Consider the following 16,437-nt stretch of genomic DNA (forward strand, 5'->3'; position numbering starts at 1 on the left):
TAAATAATCTTTTTTCACACATTCTTAACGTGCGGGAACATGTAAGGTTTTCGGTCCATCTTCATAACCGACGATTACCATAGAAACCATATTTAAAAATAAGCCGTGTTCAACGACGCCAACCAAGTTGTATAAATAAGAACCTAAAGCTTCTGGATCTGTAATTTTTTCTAAATGCAAATCGATGATATGGTGGCCTCCATCTGTTATTAATGTTTCGCCAGCAGCGTTTAAACGAAGTGTTGGGTGATAGCCTTTTTCTTCAAATAAATGCACTAGTTGGCGGCTGCCATAAGGAACAACCTCAACGGGAAGTGGGAAAGCTCCTAAATCGTCCACCATTTTTGATTTATCCACAATCCAAATACATTTCTTTGAATAAGTGGCCACAATTTTTTCAAAAAGTAAGGCAGCGCCACCGCCTTTGATTCCTTGAAAATCAGCGCTGATTTCATCGGCGCCATCAATCGTAAGATCTACATACGGAACCTCATCAATACCCTTTAAAGGAATGCCCAAGGCCAAGGCTTGTTTCTCTGTTTCTTTTGAAGTAGTAACCCCTACGATTGACAATCCTTCTTCTTTTACGCGACGACCAATTTCGTCTACCATAAATTTTGCTGTTGAGCCAGTACCCAAACCGACAATCATGCCGTCTTCTACATATTTTGCAGCTTCGATTCCTACCATTTGTTTCAGATTCATCGCTGTTTTCCGCCCCCTTCAATAGTCAAAGATATTGTACCGTTATTTAACTAAAAAAGATAGAAAGTTTTTGAAAAAGTCATAAAAATTTTTAAAGGAAAAGTACGTTTAAATAGAAGGAAAATCTTTTTTTCGAAAGGCGAAAGAAGAGGGTTGACAGCTGATACTTATCGTGGTATCCTAACAAAGGTGCTTTATCTACAGGTTCCTTATAGGGACGTGCTGACTGTCTATCAAAGCATATTTGATAAAGAGTGCAGAGATTGCATTATTTTTTATCGCGAAAAAAGAACCACCTGGATGTGTGGAACTAGAAGCGAAGTAAGGAAGGAGGAGAACAAGGAATGCCTACAATTAACCAATTAGTACGTAAACCTCGTAAATCTAAAGTAGAAAAATCTGATTCACCAGCCTTAAACAAAGGATATAACAGTTTTAAGAAAACTCAAACAAACGTTAACTCTCCGCAAAAACGTGGAGTTTGTACACGTGTGGGTACGATGACACCTAAAAAACCGAACTCAGCTTTACGTAAATATGCCCGTGTTCGTTTGTCAAACTTAATCGAAGTTACAGCTTATATCCCAGGTATCGGTCACAACTTACAAGAACACAGCGTGGTATTATTACGTGGTGGACGTGTAAAAGACTTACCAGGGGTACGTTACCATATCGTTCGTGGTGCGCTTGATACTGCCGGTGTTAACGACCGTAAACAAAGCCGCTCTAAATACGGTACAAAACGTCCTAAAGCTTAATTATAATAAGACAATAACAACTTGAAAAATCATATTTCGGAAGGAGGAGTTACGGATGCCTCGTAAAGGTCCTGTTGCAAAACGTGATGTTTTACCAGATCCAATTTATAACTCAAAATTAGTAACTCGCTTAATCAACCGTGTAATGGTTGACGGTAAACGCGGGATTGCTGCTAACATTATCTATAATTCATTTGATATCATCAAAGAATCTACAGGTAACGATCCATTGGAAGTTTTTGAACAAGCAATGAAAAACGTTATGCCTGTTCTTGAAGTTAAAGCACGTCGTGTTGGGGGTTCTAACTACCAAGTACCAGTTGAAGTTCGTCCAGAACGTCGTACAACTTTAGGTTTACGTTGGGTAGTTAACTACGCACGTCTACGTGGTGAACACACAATGGAAGAACGTCTAGCGAAAGAAATCATGGATGCTGCTAACAACACTGGCGCTTCTGTTAAAAAACGCGAAGACACACACAAAATGGCAGACGCAAACCGCGCATTTGCTCATTATCGTTGGTAAGATCCTCTCTGTCTGTCGCGTAAAGTGGCAGCAGAAAGTCAATTTACAATCGATTTAAATAAAGAGAGGAGTAAACATACAAAATGGCAAGAGAATTTTCACTTGAAAAAACTCGTAACATTGGTATCATGGCCCACGTTGATGCTGGTAAAACAACAACAACTGAGCGTATCTTGTACTACACTGGTAAAATCCATAAAATCGGTGAAACCCATGAAGGTGCTTCACAAATGGACTGGATGGAACAAGAACAAGAACGTGGTATCACGATTACATCCGCTGCGACAACTGCACAGTGGAAAGGCTACCGTGTAAATATCATCGATACTCCAGGACACGTGGACTTCACAATTGAAGTACAACGTTCTCTACGCGTATTAGATGGTGCGGTAACAGTTCTTGACTCTCAATCAGGTGTAGAACCTCAAACAGAAACTGTTTGGCGTCAAGCGACTGAATATAAAGTTCCTCGTATTGTATTCTGTAACAAAATGGATAAAATCGGTGCGGACTTCTTCTATTCAGTAGAATCATTACATGATCGTTTACAAGCAAACGCTCATCCAATTCAAATTCCAATCGGAGCTGAAGAAGACTTCACTGGAATCATTGACTTGATTAAAATGAAAGCTGAAATCTACACAAATGATTTGGGAACAGATATTCAAGAAACTGATATTCCTGAAGATTATTTAGAAAAAGCGCAAGAATGGCGCGAAAAATTAGTTGAAGCTGTTGCTGAAACTGACGAAGACTTAATGATGAAATATCTTGAAGGTGAAGAAATCACTGAAGAAGAATTAGTCGCTGGTATCCGTCAAGCAACAATCAACGTTGAGTTCTTCCCTGTATTAGCTGGTTCAGCATTCAAGAATAAAGGGGTTCAATTAATGTTGGACGCTGTTCTTGATTACTTACCATCTCCATTAGATATCGATGCTATCAAAGGGATCGATACTAAAACAGACGAAGAAACAACTCGTCCAGCTGATGACGAAGCACCTTTCGCTTCATTAGCATTTAAAGTTATGACTGACCCATTCGTAGGTCGTTTAACTTTCTTCCGTGTTTATTCTGGTGTCCTTGAAAGTGGTTCATACGTATTGAACGCTTCAAAAGGCAAAAAAGAACGTATCGGTCGTATCCTACAAATGCACGCCAACACTCGTCAAGAAATTGACAAAGTGTACTCTGGTGATATCGCTGCTGCTGTTGGTCTAAAAGACACAACAACTGGTGATACATTATGTGCATTAGATGCACCAGTTATTCTTGAATCTATTGAATTCCCTGACCCAGTTATCCAAGTCGCTGTTGAACCTAAATCAAAAGCTGACCAAGATAAAATGGGCGTGGCTCTACAAAAACTTGCTGAAGAAGATCCATCATTCCGCGTTGAAACAAACGTTGAAACTGGTGAAACAGTTATCTCTGGTATGGGTGAATTGCACTTAGACGTTTTAGTAGACCGTATGAAACGTGAATTCAAAGTTGAAGCTAACGTAGGTGCTCCTCAAGTATCTTACCGCGAAACATTCCGTGCTGCGACTAAAGCAGAAGGTAAATTCGTTCGTCAGTCTGGTGGTAAAGGACAATACGGTCACGTATGGGTTGAATTTACACCAAATGAAGAAGGTAAAGGCTTCGAGTTTGAAAACGCAATTGTCGGTGGTGTGGTTCCTCGTGAATACATCCCAGCAGTTGAAAAAGGGTTAGAAGACTCTATGAACAACGGTGTTCTTGCTGGTTATCCATTAGTTGATATCAAAGCAAAACTTTACGATGGTTCATACCACGATGTCGATTCAAATGAAACGGCCTTCCGTGTAGCTGCTTCTATGGCATTGAAAGCTGCGGCTAAAAATGCAAACCCAGTTATTTTAGAACCAATGATGAAAGTTACAATTACTGTTCCTGAAGATTACTTAGGTGATATCATGGGACACGTAACAAGTCGTCGTGGACGTGTTGAAGGTATGGAAGCACACGGTAACTCTCAAATCGTTAATGCGATGGTACCTTTAGCTGAAATGTTTGGTTATGCTACAACATTACGTTCAGCAACACAAGGACGCGGTACATTTATGATGGTATTTGACCACTATGAAGACGTACCTAAGTCTGTTCAAGAAGAAATCATCAAGAAAAACGGCGGCAACGCATAATTTTCCTTGAGAATAAAAGGTTTGTTTTTAGAACTATCCTTTTTTCAAGATTTCGTGTAAAATAGCTTATGATGATCAGACGATTTTTAGTAACGTCTATCACATATAAAACAAACAATAAAATTTATATTTTTAGGAGGAACATTCAAAATGGCAAAAGAAAAATTTGACCGTTCTAAATCCCATGTTAACATTGGTACTATCGGACACGTTGACCATGGTAAAACTACATTAACAGCTGCAATTGCTACTGTATTATCAAAACACGGTGGCGGGGAAGCACAAAGCTACGATTCTATCGATAACGCTCCAGAAGAAAAAGAACGTGGAATCACAATCAACACTTCTCATATCGAATATGAAACTGAAACTCGTCACTATGCACACGTTGACTGCCCAGGACACGCGGACTACGTTAAAAACATGATCACTGGTGCTGCTCAAATGGACGGAGCTATCTTAGTAGTTTCTGCTGCTGATGGTCCTATGCCTCAAACACGTGAACATATCTTATTATCACGTAACGTTGGTGTACCATACATCGTTGTATTCTTAAACAAAATGGATATGGTTGATGACGAAGAATTATTAGAATTAGTAGAAATGGAAGTTCGTGACTTATTATCAGAATACGATTTCCCAGGCGATGATGTTCCAGTTATCGCAGGTTCTGCTTTGAAAGCTTTAGAAGGCGACGAGTCTTATGAAGAAAAAATCTTAGAATTAATGGCTGCAGTTGACGAATATATCCCAACTCCAGAACGTGATACTGACAAACCATTCATGATGCCAGTCGAAGACGTATTCTCAATCACTGGACGTGGTACTGTTGCTACAGGCCGTGTTGAACGTGGTGAAGTTCGCGTTGGTGACGAAGTTGAAATCGTTGGTATTAAAGACGAAACATCTAAAACAACTGTTACAGGTGTTGAAATGTTCCGTAAATTATTAGACTACGCTGAAGCAGGCGACAACATCGGTGCTTTATTACGTGGTGTAGCACGTGAAGATATCGAACGTGGACAAGTATTAGCTAAACCAGCTACAATCACTCCACACACAAAATTCAAAGCTGAAGTATACGTATTATCAAAAGAAGAAGGCGGACGTCACACTCCATTCTTCACTAACTACCGTCCTCAATTCTACTTCCGTACAACAGACGTTACTGGTGTTGTAGAATTGCCAGAAGGTACTGAAATGGTAATGCCTGGTGATAACGTTGCTATGGACGTTGAATTAATTCACCCAATCGCTATCGAAGACGGAACTCGTTTCTCTATTCGTGAAGGCGGACGTACTGTAGGTTCAGGCGTTGTTACTGAAATCGTTAAATAATTAACTTTTTAACTATAGCTTTAACCAGCGTAAAAAACTGGGGTATTCGGACGTAAGACCAGAGAATTTATTCTCTGGTCTTTTTTTTGTTTAGAAATTGGCTGGCTAAAAAATAAGCCAATTGGCTGTTTTAGCAGACTTGTTTCTTCAGTATACTTGGAGAAAAAGGTTAGGTGATTTAATGGAAAAAGTATTGACGATTGCAGGCTCCGATTCAACTGGAGGGGCAGGGATTCAAGCAGATTTAAAAACATTTGAAGAGTATGGAGTTTTTGGATTTTCAAGTTTAACCTCGATTGTGACGATGGATCCTACGACAGGTTGGTCACATGAAGTAACTGAATTGCCAGAAACGCTCTTAGAAAAACAATTGATTTCGGTTTTTGCAGGCGGTCCAGTAGCGGCTTTGAAAACAGGGATGATGGGCAATGAACAAAATATTAAAATGGCTAGCAAATACATTAAACAAGAGAAAATTCAAAAAGTCGTGATTGACCCAGTCATTGCTTGTAAGGGCACGGCACAAATTCTGCAACCCAAAAGTGTGGAAGGCCTAAAAAACGATTTACTGCCATTAGCATTAGTGGCCACGCCTAATTTAATTGAAGCGGGCATCTTATCTGGTTTAGGCGAAATTTCTTCCGTGGCGGAGATGGAAGAAGCGGCAAAACGAATTGTACAAATGGGAGCCAAGCATGTCGTGGTTAAAGGGGGACATCGCTTAGCTGGTGAAAAAGCACTGGACTTGTTTTACGATGGTCACACCGCGCATCTTTTGGAAAATGAATTATATCCTACTGATTATAATCATGGTGCAGGTTGTACTTTTTCAGCGGCAATCACAGCTGGCTTGGCGAAAGGTTATTCGGTGTTAGAAGCAGTAACTTTAGCAAAAAAATTTGTAGCAGCGGCGATTAAACACGGTATTCAAGTTAATCCTTATGTGGGGCACGTATGGCATGGCGCTTACACTCATGCGGAACAACGGATGCGTAAGAAAGCATAATATTTAGAACTAGAGGAGTCTGTCAAGGACTGGCTCTAGTTTTTTTGTGATAAAGAATAACAATAGTAGGTATTACGTTAAAAGAATGTTCAAATTTTTAAAAGAGGAGTAGAATAGAACTGTAATTGCAAAAAAAGAAGCGGAACATAGAAGGGGTGATAACTTTTCTGTGCTTCAGTTTAGAACGGACTGTGGTGTTTGTTTTGACGAACTACCGGAAAGCGACTTCTTTTTGTTTTGGCTTCAAATGGTATTTAATGGAGGGAATGCAATGTTAGAAAAAGAAACGTACAGTCAACTGTTTAAATGGTCTTTTTCAAAAAAGACACAAGTCACATACTGGGATGGTACCGTCAAAGAGTATGGGCAAGGGTCGGGGGATCCGGTTTTTAAAATTGTATTCAATGAAAAAATTCCTGTGAAGGATTTACTGAATAACGCTTCGTTAACTTTAGGGGAAGCCTACATGGATCGCAAAATTGAAATCGAAGGCGATATCCAAGCGCTGATTTATGATGTGTATAACCAAAAGGATAGCTTTTTACACAATGCTAAATTTATTAAATGGCTTCCTAAAGAAAGTCATTCAAAAAAACGTTCGCAAGAGGATATTCACAGCCATTACGATCTAGGAAATGATTTTTACAAAAAATGGCTTGACCAAACAATGACGTATTCATGTGCTTATTTTAAAACGCCTGAAGATACATTAGAACAAGCGCAAGTGAATAAAGTTCATCATATTTTAGATAAATTGTTTATCAAAGAGGGCGACACTTTACTGGATATTGGCTGCGGCTGGGGCACGTTAATTTTAACTGCGGTGAAAGAATATGGAGCCAAAGCAACTGGGATTACATTAAGTGAAGAGCAATTTCATCATATTCGCCATATTATAGAAAAAGAAGGTCTACAAGATCGAATGACTGTCAAATTGATGGATTATCGTGATTTAAAAGGAGAGTCTTTTGACCATATTACGAGTGTTGGGATGTTTGAACATGTCGGTGCGGAAAATCTACATGAATATTTTGATGTCGTTCAGCGAAATTTAGCGCCTAAAGGTACGGCGTTGATTCATGGGATCAGTCGCCAACAAGGTGGGGCTAAAAATGCTTGGATTAATCGTTATATTTTCCCAGGTGGCTATATTCCTGGTGTCACTGAGCTAGTCGGCCATATGACAGAAAACGACTTGCAAGTGATTGACTTGGAAAGTTTGCGCAGAGATTATCAATTGACGTTGGAACATTGGACAAAAAACTTCCATAATATAGAAACAGAAATTGTTGACGAAAAAGGCGAGCGCTTCTATCGAATGTGGGACTTATATTTGCAAGCATGTGCAGCCTCATTCCAAGCAAGCAATATTGATGTTATTCAATATTTATTGGTTCATCCAGATAACAATGATATTCCAATGCGCCGGATTGGTTAATAGAATAAAAAAGAAAGAATTTGAGATTCTGGTAAAAAAAGAATCTCAAATTCTTTTTTTATAAAAATAGAATGAAAAGAATTGAAAAACAAAACAAATGCTTTTCAAAACAAGAAAAAATTCTTTCAAAAAAACGCAGAAAATCCTTGCTAACACTATCCTTTCATAGTATAATCAAAAAGGTGCTGTTTACAGGAGTGTAAAAAGCATTGGTAGATCAACGATTTGATTTGCCGGCTGTGAAGCGAGAGGTTGCGACACGCTCGGACGCTTTGCCATGAACGAGCATGCCGGATAAATTTTCGTGGAGCTATGTCTACTTTTAAAATAGGCGAAGGAGGGAACAAGATGGCAAAACAAAAAATTCGTATCCGTTTAAAAGCGTATGAACACCGTATTTTAGATCAATCAGCGGATAAAATTGTGGAAACAGCAAAAAGAACTGGAGCTGACGTATCAGGTCCGATTCCATTACCAACAGAACGCTCACTTTACACAGTTATTCGTGCGACTCATAAATACAAAGATTCTCGCGAACAATTCGAAATGCGTACTCACAAACGTCTAATTGACATTGTGAACCCAACACCAAAAACAGTTGACGCTCTAATGAAGCTTGACTTACCGTCTGGTGTTAATATTGAAATCAAACTATAAAATTAAGATGGAGGTGTACTCATGACCAAAGGAATCTTAGGGAAAAAAGTGGGAATGACACAAATCTTTACTGAGTCTGGTGAATTAATTCCAGTAACAGTAGTTGAAGCTACGCCAAACGTAGTTTTACAAGTAAAAACTGTTGAAACTGACGGATACGAAGCTATCCAAGTTGGTTACCAAGACAAACGTGAAGTTTTATCAAACAAACCTGCGAAAGGTCATGTTGCAAAAGCAAACACGGCTCCTAAGCGCTTCATTAAAGAATTCAAGAATGTTGAGCTAGGAGAATATGAAGTAGGTAAAGAAATCAAAGTAGATGTTTTCCAAGCAGGAGACGTTGTTGATGTTACAGGTACTACGAAAGGTAAAGGATTCCAAGGGGCAATCAAACGTCACGGCCAAAGCCGCGGACCTATGTCTCATGGTTCTCGTTATCACCGTCGTCCTGGGTCAATGGGTCCAGTAGCGCCTAACCGTGTATTTAAAAATAAACGACTAGCCGGCCGTATGGGTGGCGACCGCGTAACAATTCAAAACCTTGAAGTTGTTAAAGTGGACGTAGAAAGAAATGTTATCTTAATCAAAGGAAACATTCCTGGAGCGAAAAAATCTTTAATCACAATCAAATCAGCTGTGAAAGCTAAATAAGTGTAGGGAAAGGAGGAACTAAGGAATGCCGAATGTAGCATTATTCAAACAAGATGGAACTCAAAACGGTGAAATCACTTTAAATGAAGAAATCTTCGGAATCGAACCTAATGAAAGTGTTGTCTATGATGCAATCATCATGCAACGTGCTTCATTAAGACAAGGAACACACGCAGTTAAAAACCGTAGCGCTGTTCGTGGCGGTGGCCGCAAACCATGGCGTCAAAAAGGAACTGGTCGTGCTCGTCAAGGTTCAATCCGTTCACCACAATGGCGTGGAGGTGGCGTAGTCTTTGGACCAACACCGCGTTCATACAGCTACAAACTTCCTAAAAAAGTTCGTCGCTTAGCAATGAAATCTGTATTATCAGATAAAGTTGCTGAAAATAACTTGGTAGCAGTAGAAGGTTTAAGCTTCGATGCACCAAAAACAAAAGAATTCAAACAAGTTCTTGCTAACTTGTCTATCGATACTAAAGTATTAGTTGTTTTAGAAAATGGTAACGACTTTGCAGCTTTATCAGCTCGTAACTTACCAAACGTTTCTGTAGTAACTTCTGATAACGTTAGTGTGTTAGATGTTGTGTCAGCTAACAAAGTCTTGGCAACACAAACAGCTCTTACTCAAATTGAGGAGGTGCTTGCATAATGGAATTACTAGACGTAATCAAACGCCCAGTGATCACTGAAAAATCCATGTTAGCTATGGACGAAAAGAAATATACTTTCGAAGTGGACACTCGCGCAAACAAAACTTTAGTAAAACAAGCTGTTGAATCAGCATTCGATGTTAAAGTAGCAAACGTAAACATCTTAAACGTGCGTCCAAAATTCAAACGCATGGGTAAATATGCAGGTTATACAAAAAAACGTCGCAAAGCGATCGTTACATTAACTGAAGATTCAAAAGAAATTCAATTATTCGAAGCTGCTGAATAAGCAGTCCTGAACAATATCAACGTAGGAGGGAAATAAGACGTGGCGATTAAAAAGTACAAACCTACCACAAATGGCCGTCGTAACATGACAAGTTCTGATTTCGCTGAAATCACAACTTCAACACCAGAAAAATCATTGTTACAGCCATTAAAAAACAATGCCGGTCGTAACAACAACGGTCGCATTACGGTTCGTCACCAAGGTGGCGGTCACAAACGTCAATACCGTGTGATTGACTTTAAACGTAATAAAGATAACGTCGCAGCGGTTGTTAAAACGATCGAGTACGATCCAAACCGTTCTGCTAACATCGCGTTAGTTCATTACGAAGACGGGGTTAAGGCATACATCTTAGCACCAAAAGGATTAGAAGTAGGCATGCGCCTAGTATCTGGTCCAGAAGCAGATATTAAAGTAGGTAACGCATTACCATTGGAAAACATTCCAGTTGGTACAGTTATCCACAACATTGAAATGAAACCTGGTAAAGGTGGACAATTAATCCGTTCAGCTGGAACAAGCGCGCAAGTACTTGGTAAAGAAGGCAAATACGTATTAATCCGCTTAAACTCTGGCGAAGTTCGTATGATCTTAGCAACTTGCCGTGCAACAATCGGTTCAGTTGGTAACGAACAACACGAATTAATCAACATTGGTAAAGCTGGCCGCTCTCGTTGGATGCGTAAACGCCCAACTGTTCGTGGTAGCGTAATGAACCCTAACGATCACCCACACGGTGGTGGTGAAGGTAAAACACCAATTGGACGTAAAGCGCCAGTATCTCCATGGGGTCAACCAGCAATTGGATACAAAACACGTAATAAAAAAGCTAAATCAGACAAACTTATCGTTCGTCGTCGTACTAAATAATTTTTTTGACCATGTGTCGTACATTTTGAGAGGAGGTTCACCATGGGTCGTAGTTTAAAAAAAGGACCTTTCGTCGATGATCATTTGATGAAAAAGGTCGAAGCACAACAAGGTGCCGAAAAGAAAAAAGTAATTAAAACTTGGTCTCGCCGCTCTACAATTTTTCCATCATTCGTAGGTTTCACAATCGCTGTATATGATGGACGGAAACATGTCCCTGTTTACATTCAAGAAGACATGGTAGGACATAAATTAGGTGAATTTGCACCAACTAGAACTTATCGTGGCCACGTTGCTGACGATAAAAAAACTAAACGCTAATTTTGAGGGGAGGATATGCAAATGTCAGAACAAATTACATCAGCTAAAGCAACTGCAAAAACAGTTCGCACTTCACCTCGTAAAGCACGTTTAGTAATCGATCTTATCAGAGGGAAAAGCGTTGCGGATGCAATTTCAATCTTGAAATTCACACCGAACAAGTCTGCTGGAATCATTGAAAAAGTTTTAATGTCAGCAGTTGCTAACGCAGAAAACAACTTTGACTTAGACGTTGAAAGCTTAGTCGTATCTGAAGCATTTGTTAACGAAGGACCAACAATGAAACGTTTCCGTCCTCGTGCAAAAGGTTCAGCTTCACCAATCAACAAACGTACTAGTCACATCACAGTAGTTGTAACAGAGAAATAAGTCTCATGAAATAGGCTGTTTTCTTTATGAAAACAGAGCTTAAACATTTAAGAGGAGGGACAATCAGTGGGTCAAAAAGTACATCCAATTGGAATGCGTGTAGGCATCATCCGCGACTGGGATGCGAAATGGTATGCTGAAAAAGAGTATGCTGAATTCTTACACGAAGATTTAAGAATCCGTAAATTTATCGCAACAAAACTTGCTGATGCTGCTGTATCTACAATTGAAATCGAACGCGCTGCAAACCGTGTTAACATTTCAATTCACACAGCTAAACCAGGTATGGTTATCGGTAAAGGCGGATCTGAAGTCGAAAACCTAAGAAAAGAATTAAACAAATTAACTGGCAAACGAGTTCACATCAACATCGTTGAAATCAAAAAACCAGATTTAGATGCAAAATTAGTAGGCGAAGGAATTGCACGTCAATTAGAAAACCGTGTTGCTTTCCGTCGTGCTCAAAAACAAGCCATCCAACGCGCAATGCGTGCTGGCGCTAAAGGAATCAAAACTCAAGTATCAGGTCGTCTAAACGGTGCGGATATCGCTCGTTCAGAAGGATACTCTGAAGGAACTGTACCACTTCACACATTACGTGCGGACATTGATTACGCATGGGAAGAAGCGGACACTACTTACGGAAAACTAGGAGTTAAAGTGTGGATCTATCGTGGAGAAATTCTTCCAACGAAAAAAAACACTGAGAAAGGAGGGAAATAATCATGTTAGTACCTAAACGTGTAAAACACCGTCGTGAATTCCGCGGAAAAATGCGCGGTGAAGCTAAAGGCGGAAAAGAAGTAGCATTTGGTGAATGGGGTTTACAAGCAACTGAATCTCACTGGATTACTAACCGTCAAATCGAAGCAGCCCGTATTGCAATGACTCGTTACATGAAACGTGGCGGGAAAGTATGGATTAAAATTTTCCCTCACAAGTCTTACACAAGTAAAGCTATCGGCGTACGTATGGGTAAAGGTAAAGGGGCACCAGAAGGCTGGGTATCACCAGTTAAACGTGGTAAAATCATGTTTGAAATCGCAGGCGTTCCTGAAGAAGTAGCTCGTGAAGCTCTTCGTCTTGCATCTCACAAATTGCCGGTAAAAACTAAGATCGTAAAACGTGAGGAAATGGGTGGTGAATCGAATGAAGGTTAAAGAAATCAGAGAATTAACCACTGCCGAAATGCTAGATAAAGAAAAACAATTAAAAGAAGAATTGTTCAACTTAAGATTCCAATTAGCAACAGGTCAATTAGAAAACACTGCACGTATTAAAGAAGTACGTCAATCGATTGCACGCATCAAAACAGTATTGCGTGAACAAGCTAACTAATAGTGGAAGGAGGCCAAACGCGTATGACTGAAGAAAGAAATCAACGTAAAGTTTACCAAGGTCGCGTGGTATCAGACAAAATGGATAAAACAATCACAGTTGTCGTTGAAACAAAGAAAAACCACCCTATCTATGGCAAACGTATGAAATATTCTAAAAAATATAAAGCGCATGATGAAAACAACACAGCGAAAGTTGGAGACATCGTAAAAATCATGGAAACTCGTCCATTATCAGCTACAAAACGTTTCCGTTTACTAGAGGTAGTCGAAGAAGCAGTTATTATCTAATAAAACGAGAATTTCCTAATAGATTGAAGCACAAAATCTGAAAGGGGGATACACATCGTGATCCAACAAGAAAGTCGTTTAAGAGTCGCTGACAATTCTGGCGCACGTGAAATTTTAACGATCAAAGTCCTAGGCGGATCTGGTCGTAAAACTGCTAACATCGGTGACGTTATTGTTGCTACTGTCAAACAAGCAACGCCAGGTGGGGTTGTTAAAAAAGGTGAAGTAGTTAAAGCCGTTATCGTTCGTACAAAATCTGGCGCTCGTCGTGCTGACGGTTCTTACATCAAATTTGATGAAAATGCTGCGGTAATTATCCGTGACGATAAAAGCCCACGCGGAACACGTATCTTCGGACCAGTTGCACGTGAATTACGTGAAAACAACTTCATGAAGATCGTTTCTCTAGCACCAGAAGTATTATAATCTCGAGCCCACGTTAAAGGAGGTGCGAAACAGTAATGTTTGTTAAAAAAGGCGATAAAGTAAAAGTTATCACTGGTAAAGATAAAAACAAAGAAGGCGTTGTCTTAGCAGCGTTTCCTAAACAAGATAAAGTTATCGTTGAAGGTGTCAACGTCGTTAAAAAACACCAAAAACCAAACCAAGCAGCCCCACAAGGTGGAATCCTTGAAGTGGAAGCGCCAATTCATGTTTCTAATGTAATGGTGATTGATCCTTCAAACGGAGAAGCTACTAAAGTTGCGTTTAAAGAAGTCGACGGCAAAAAAGTCCGCGTTTCTAAAAAAACAGGTGAAGTTTTAGATAAATAAAAATTGCGGAAGGAGGGCTTACTGAATGAACCGCCTGAAAGAAAAATATATTAAAGAAGTAACACCATCATTGGTGGAAAAATTTAATTACAGCTCAGTTATGCAAACACCTAAAGTTGATAAAATCGTTATCAACATGGGTGTGGGTGATGCAGTATCAAATGCTAAAAACTTAGACAAAGCTGTTGAAGAATTAGCATTAATCACTGGTCAAAAACCACTTATCACAAAAGCTAAAAAATCTATCGCTGGATTCCGTTTACGTGAAGGAATGCCAATCGGTGCGAAAGTAACGCTACGCGGCGAAAGAATGTACGAATTTTTAGATAAATTAGTAACAGTTTCTTTACCTCGTGTACGTGACTTCCACGGTGTCAGCAAAAAAGCTTTCGATGGTCGTGGTAACTATACTTTAGGTATTAAAGAACAATTAATCTTCCCAGAAGTTGATTATGATTTAGTAGATAAAGTACGCGGTATGGACATCGTAATTGTTACAACAGCGAACACTGACGAAGAGTCTCGCGAATTGTTGGCACAATTAGGTATGCCATTCCAAAAATAATATAAGGAGGCGAACTACGTGGCTAAAAAATCAATGATTGCTAAAAACAAACGTCCTGCTAAACATTCAACACAAGCTTATACTCGTTGTGAACGTTGTGGACGTCCACATTCAGTTTATCGTAAATTTCATCTTTGCCGTATTTGCTTCCGCGAACTTGCCTATAAAGGTCAAATTCCCGGCGTGAAGAAAGCTAGCTGGTAAACAAGTAAACTCGCATAAAGGAGGTAAATAGTTCAATGGTCATGACAGATCCAATTGCAGATTTTCTAACTCGCATTCGTAATGCGAACATGGTTAAACATGAAACTTTAGAAGTACCTGCTTCAAAAATCAAACGTGATATCGCAGAAATCCTGAAACGTGAAGGATTTATCCGCGACGTAGAATACATCGAAGATGACAAACAAGGCGTAATCCGTGTTTTCCTAAAATATGGTAAAAACGAAGAACGTGTTATCACAAACTTAAAACGTATTTCTAAACCAGGTTTACGTGCATACGTAAAAGCTGACGAAGTACCAAAAGTATTAAACGGTCTAGGAATTGCAATCATCTCTACATCAGAGGGTGTAATTACTGACAAAGAAGCTAGAGCGAAAAATATCGGCGGCGAAGTAATCGCCTACGTATGGTAATTCTAAAAAATACACAAGGAGGTGTCTCTAAGTGAGCCGTATTGGTAATAAAGTTGTTGTTCTTCCTGCTGGTGTTGAAATCAAGCAAGACGGAAACAACATTACAGTTAAAGGACCTAAAGGTGAATTAACACGCGAATTTTCTTCTGATATCAAAATGAACATCGAAGGAAACGAAGTGACATTCACTCGTCCAAACGATTCAAAAGAAATGAAAACAATCCACGGAACAACTCGTGCAAACTTCAACAACATGGTTGTTGGTGTTTCTGAAGGTTTCCAAAAAGCACTTGAACTTATCGGTGTCGGATACCGTGCCCAAGTACAAGGCAACAAATTAACTTTAAACGTTGGTTATTCTCATCCTGTCGAAATGACAGCACCAGAAGGCGTAACATTTGAAGTACCTGCGAACACACAAGTTATCGTTAAAGGCATCAACAAAGAAGTTGTTGGTGAATTAGCTGCTAACATCCGTGGCGTTCGTCCTCCAGAACCTTATAAAGGCAAAGGGATTCGCTATGTTGGTGAATTTGTACGCCGTAAAGAAGGTAAAACTGGTAAATAATAACAGCTGTGTAGAAAACAGAAGTCAACAACAAGCAACTGTCATTTTATGGGATTTTTCCAATAAAATGCTTTTGTCTTGTCTGCCAGCTTCTCTTTTCCGTAATCTGCTGACTGCTTGAAATATTAGTAGTAAACATTAAATCAAAGAGGTGAAAATTGTGATTACAAAACCAGATAAAAACAAAACACGTCAAAAGAGACATCGTCGTGTACGTAACAAAATCTCTGGTACTGCTGAGTGCCCACGCTTGAACATTTTCCGTTCTAACAAAAACATCTACGCGCAAGTCATTGATGACGTAGCGGGTGTGACGCTAGCAAGTGCCTCTGCCTTGGATAAAGAAATTTCAGGTGGAACAAAAACAGAAACAGCTGCAGCTGTTGGTAAACTAGTTGCTGAACGTGCCGCTGAAAAAGGCATCAAAAAAGTAGTCTTCGACCGTGGTGGATACCTTTACCATGGCCGCGTGCAAGCTTTAGCTGAAGCTGCTCGTGAAAATGGACTAGAATTTTAGGAGAA

At 39.6% G+C, this 16,437-nt stretch carries 25 protein-coding genes; 24 read left to right on the forward strand and 1 reads right to left on the reverse strand.

What is annotated here, in order from left to right; all coding sequences use genetic code 11:
- Positions 1-24: 24 nt before the first annotated feature.
- A complete protein-coding gene (gene rpiA, locus IGI80_RS04335) occupies positions 25-705 on the reverse strand; it encodes a ribose-5-phosphate isomerase RpiA (RefSeq protein ID WP_438722731.1) in 681 nt (226 codons plus the stop codon).
- A gap of 344 nt (positions 706-1,049) precedes the next feature.
- Between rpiA and rpsL the strand changes: the two genes are divergently transcribed.
- The 24 genes from rpsL (at position 1,050) to rplR (ending at position 16,432) form a co-directional block, all read left to right on the forward strand.
- The gene (gene rpsL / locus IGI80_RS04340) at positions 1,050-1,463 is read left to right on the forward strand and encodes a 30S ribosomal protein S12 (protein WP_002356190.1); all 414 of its coding nucleotides are present in this window, start codon (positions 1,050-1,052) and stop codon (positions 1,461-1,463) included.
- A gap of 55 nt (positions 1,464-1,518) precedes the next feature.
- A complete protein-coding gene (rpsG, locus tag IGI80_RS04345) occupies positions 1,519-1,989 on the forward strand; it encodes a 30S ribosomal protein S7 (protein ID WP_002356191.1) in 471 nt (156 codons plus the stop codon).
- Positions 1,990-2,072: 83 nt separating this feature from the next.
- Positions 2,073-4,154, forward strand: a complete 2,082-nt coding sequence (fusA, locus tag IGI80_RS04350; protein WP_002356192.1) for an elongation factor G — start codon at positions 2,073-2,075, stop codon at positions 4,152-4,154.
- Between the two features lie 150 nt (positions 4,155-4,304).
- A complete protein-coding gene (tuf, locus tag IGI80_RS04355) occupies positions 4,305-5,492 on the forward strand; it encodes an elongation factor Tu (RefSeq protein WP_002356194.1) in 1,188 nt (395 codons plus the stop codon).
- Between the two features lie 181 nt (positions 5,493-5,673).
- Positions 5,674-6,498, forward strand: a complete 825-nt coding sequence (thiD, locus tag IGI80_RS04360) for a bifunctional hydroxymethylpyrimidine kinase/phosphomethylpyrimidine kinase (RefSeq protein WP_002364530.1) — start codon at positions 5,674-5,676, stop codon at positions 6,496-6,498.
- Between the two features lie 271 nt (positions 6,499-6,769).
- Positions 6,770-7,936 (forward strand): SAM-dependent methyltransferase, encoded by a 1,167-nt coding sequence (locus IGI80_RS04365; protein ID WP_002389616.1) that lies wholly within the window; start codon positions 6,770-6,772, stop codon positions 7,934-7,936.
- 348 nt (positions 7,937-8,284) lie between these two features.
- Positions 8,285-8,593 (forward strand): 30S ribosomal protein S10, encoded by a 309-nt coding sequence (gene rpsJ, locus IGI80_RS04370; protein ID WP_002389727.1) that lies wholly within the window; start codon positions 8,285-8,287, stop codon positions 8,591-8,593.
- Positions 8,594-8,614: 21 nt separating this feature from the next.
- The gene (rplC, locus tag IGI80_RS04375) at positions 8,615-9,244 is read left to right on the forward strand and encodes a 50S ribosomal protein L3 (protein WP_002356199.1); all 630 of its coding nucleotides are present in this window, start codon (positions 8,615-8,617) and stop codon (positions 9,242-9,244) included.
- Positions 9,245-9,269: 25 nt separating this feature from the next.
- The gene (gene rplD, locus IGI80_RS04380) at positions 9,270-9,893 is read left to right on the forward strand and encodes a 50S ribosomal protein L4 (protein WP_002356200.1); all 624 of its coding nucleotides are present in this window, start codon (positions 9,270-9,272) and stop codon (positions 9,891-9,893) included.
- Positions 9,893-10,183, forward strand: coding sequence for a 50S ribosomal protein L23 (locus IGI80_RS04385; protein WP_002356203.1), 291 nt, complete (start codon positions 9,893-9,895; stop codon positions 10,181-10,183). The genes rplD and IGI80_RS04385 overlap by 1 nt, the downstream gene beginning before the upstream one ends.
- 39 nt (positions 10,184-10,222) lie before the next feature.
- A complete protein-coding gene (gene rplB, locus IGI80_RS04390; RefSeq protein ID WP_002356204.1) occupies positions 10,223-11,053 on the forward strand; it encodes a 50S ribosomal protein L2 in 831 nt (276 codons plus the stop codon).
- Between the two features lie 42 nt (positions 11,054-11,095).
- The gene (gene rpsS, locus IGI80_RS04395; protein WP_002356205.1) at positions 11,096-11,374 is read left to right on the forward strand and encodes a 30S ribosomal protein S19; all 279 of its coding nucleotides are present in this window, start codon (positions 11,096-11,098) and stop codon (positions 11,372-11,374) included.
- A 21-nt stretch (positions 11,375-11,395) separates the two neighbouring features.
- Positions 11,396-11,743: a 50S ribosomal protein L22 gene (gene rplV / locus IGI80_RS04400; protein WP_002356206.1), complete on the forward strand. Its 348-nt coding sequence runs from the start codon at positions 11,396-11,398 to the stop codon at positions 11,741-11,743.
- Positions 11,744-11,809: 66 nt separating this feature from the next.
- The gene (gene rpsC / locus IGI80_RS04405) at positions 11,810-12,466 is read left to right on the forward strand and encodes a 30S ribosomal protein S3 (protein ID WP_002356207.1); all 657 of its coding nucleotides are present in this window, start codon (positions 11,810-11,812) and stop codon (positions 12,464-12,466) included.
- Between the two features lie 2 nt (positions 12,467-12,468).
- Entirely contained in the window at positions 12,469-12,903 is a 435-nt protein-coding gene (gene rplP, locus IGI80_RS04410; RefSeq protein ID WP_002356208.1) for a 50S ribosomal protein L16, read from the forward strand.
- Positions 12,893-13,081: a 50S ribosomal protein L29 gene (gene rpmC / locus IGI80_RS04415; protein ID WP_002383858.1), complete on the forward strand. Its 189-nt coding sequence runs from the start codon at positions 12,893-12,895 to the stop codon at positions 13,079-13,081. Before rplP ends, rpmC begins: the two co-directional genes overlap by 11 nt.
- A gap of 23 nt (positions 13,082-13,104) precedes the next feature.
- Positions 13,105-13,371, forward strand: a complete 267-nt coding sequence (gene rpsQ, locus IGI80_RS04420; RefSeq protein WP_002359348.1) for a 30S ribosomal protein S17 — start codon at positions 13,105-13,107, stop codon at positions 13,369-13,371.
- Between the two features lie 57 nt (positions 13,372-13,428).
- On the forward strand, positions 13,429-13,797 hold the full coding sequence (gene rplN / locus IGI80_RS04425) for a 50S ribosomal protein L14 (RefSeq protein WP_002356211.1): 369 nt from the start codon (positions 13,429-13,431) through the stop codon (positions 13,795-13,797).
- Positions 13,798-13,832: 35 nt separating this feature from the next.
- Positions 13,833-14,144: a 50S ribosomal protein L24 gene (gene rplX, locus IGI80_RS04430; protein WP_002356212.1), complete on the forward strand. Its 312-nt coding sequence runs from the start codon at positions 13,833-13,835 to the stop codon at positions 14,142-14,144.
- Between the two features lie 25 nt (positions 14,145-14,169).
- Positions 14,170-14,709 carry a 50S ribosomal protein L5 gene (rplE, locus tag IGI80_RS04435; protein WP_002356213.1) on the forward strand — a complete coding sequence of 180 codons (540 nt, stop codon included), beginning with the start codon at positions 14,170-14,172 and terminating at the stop codon, positions 14,707-14,709.
- Positions 14,710-14,727: 18 nt separating this feature from the next.
- On the forward strand, positions 14,728-14,913 hold the full coding sequence (locus IGI80_RS04440; protein ID WP_002356214.1) for a type Z 30S ribosomal protein S14: 186 nt from the start codon (positions 14,728-14,730) through the stop codon (positions 14,911-14,913).
- A gap of 35 nt (positions 14,914-14,948) precedes the next feature.
- Positions 14,949-15,347: a 30S ribosomal protein S8 gene (rpsH, locus tag IGI80_RS04445; protein ID WP_002356215.1), complete on the forward strand. Its 399-nt coding sequence runs from the start codon at positions 14,949-14,951 to the stop codon at positions 15,345-15,347.
- Between the two features lie 31 nt (positions 15,348-15,378).
- Positions 15,379-15,915, forward strand: coding sequence for a 50S ribosomal protein L6 (gene rplF / locus IGI80_RS04450; protein ID WP_002356217.1), 537 nt, complete (start codon positions 15,379-15,381; stop codon positions 15,913-15,915).
- A 160-nt stretch (positions 15,916-16,075) separates the two neighbouring features.
- Entirely contained in the window at positions 16,076-16,432 is a 357-nt protein-coding gene (gene rplR, locus IGI80_RS04455) for a 50S ribosomal protein L18 (RefSeq protein WP_002356218.1), read from the forward strand.
- The last annotated feature ends 5 nt before the right edge of the window (positions 16,433-16,437 follow it).

Origin of the sequence: Enterococcus sp. DIV1420a, from assembly GCF_051712165.1 — a bacterium.
GTDB lineage: Bacteria > Bacillota > Bacilli > Lactobacillales > Enterococcaceae > Enterococcus > Enterococcus faecalis.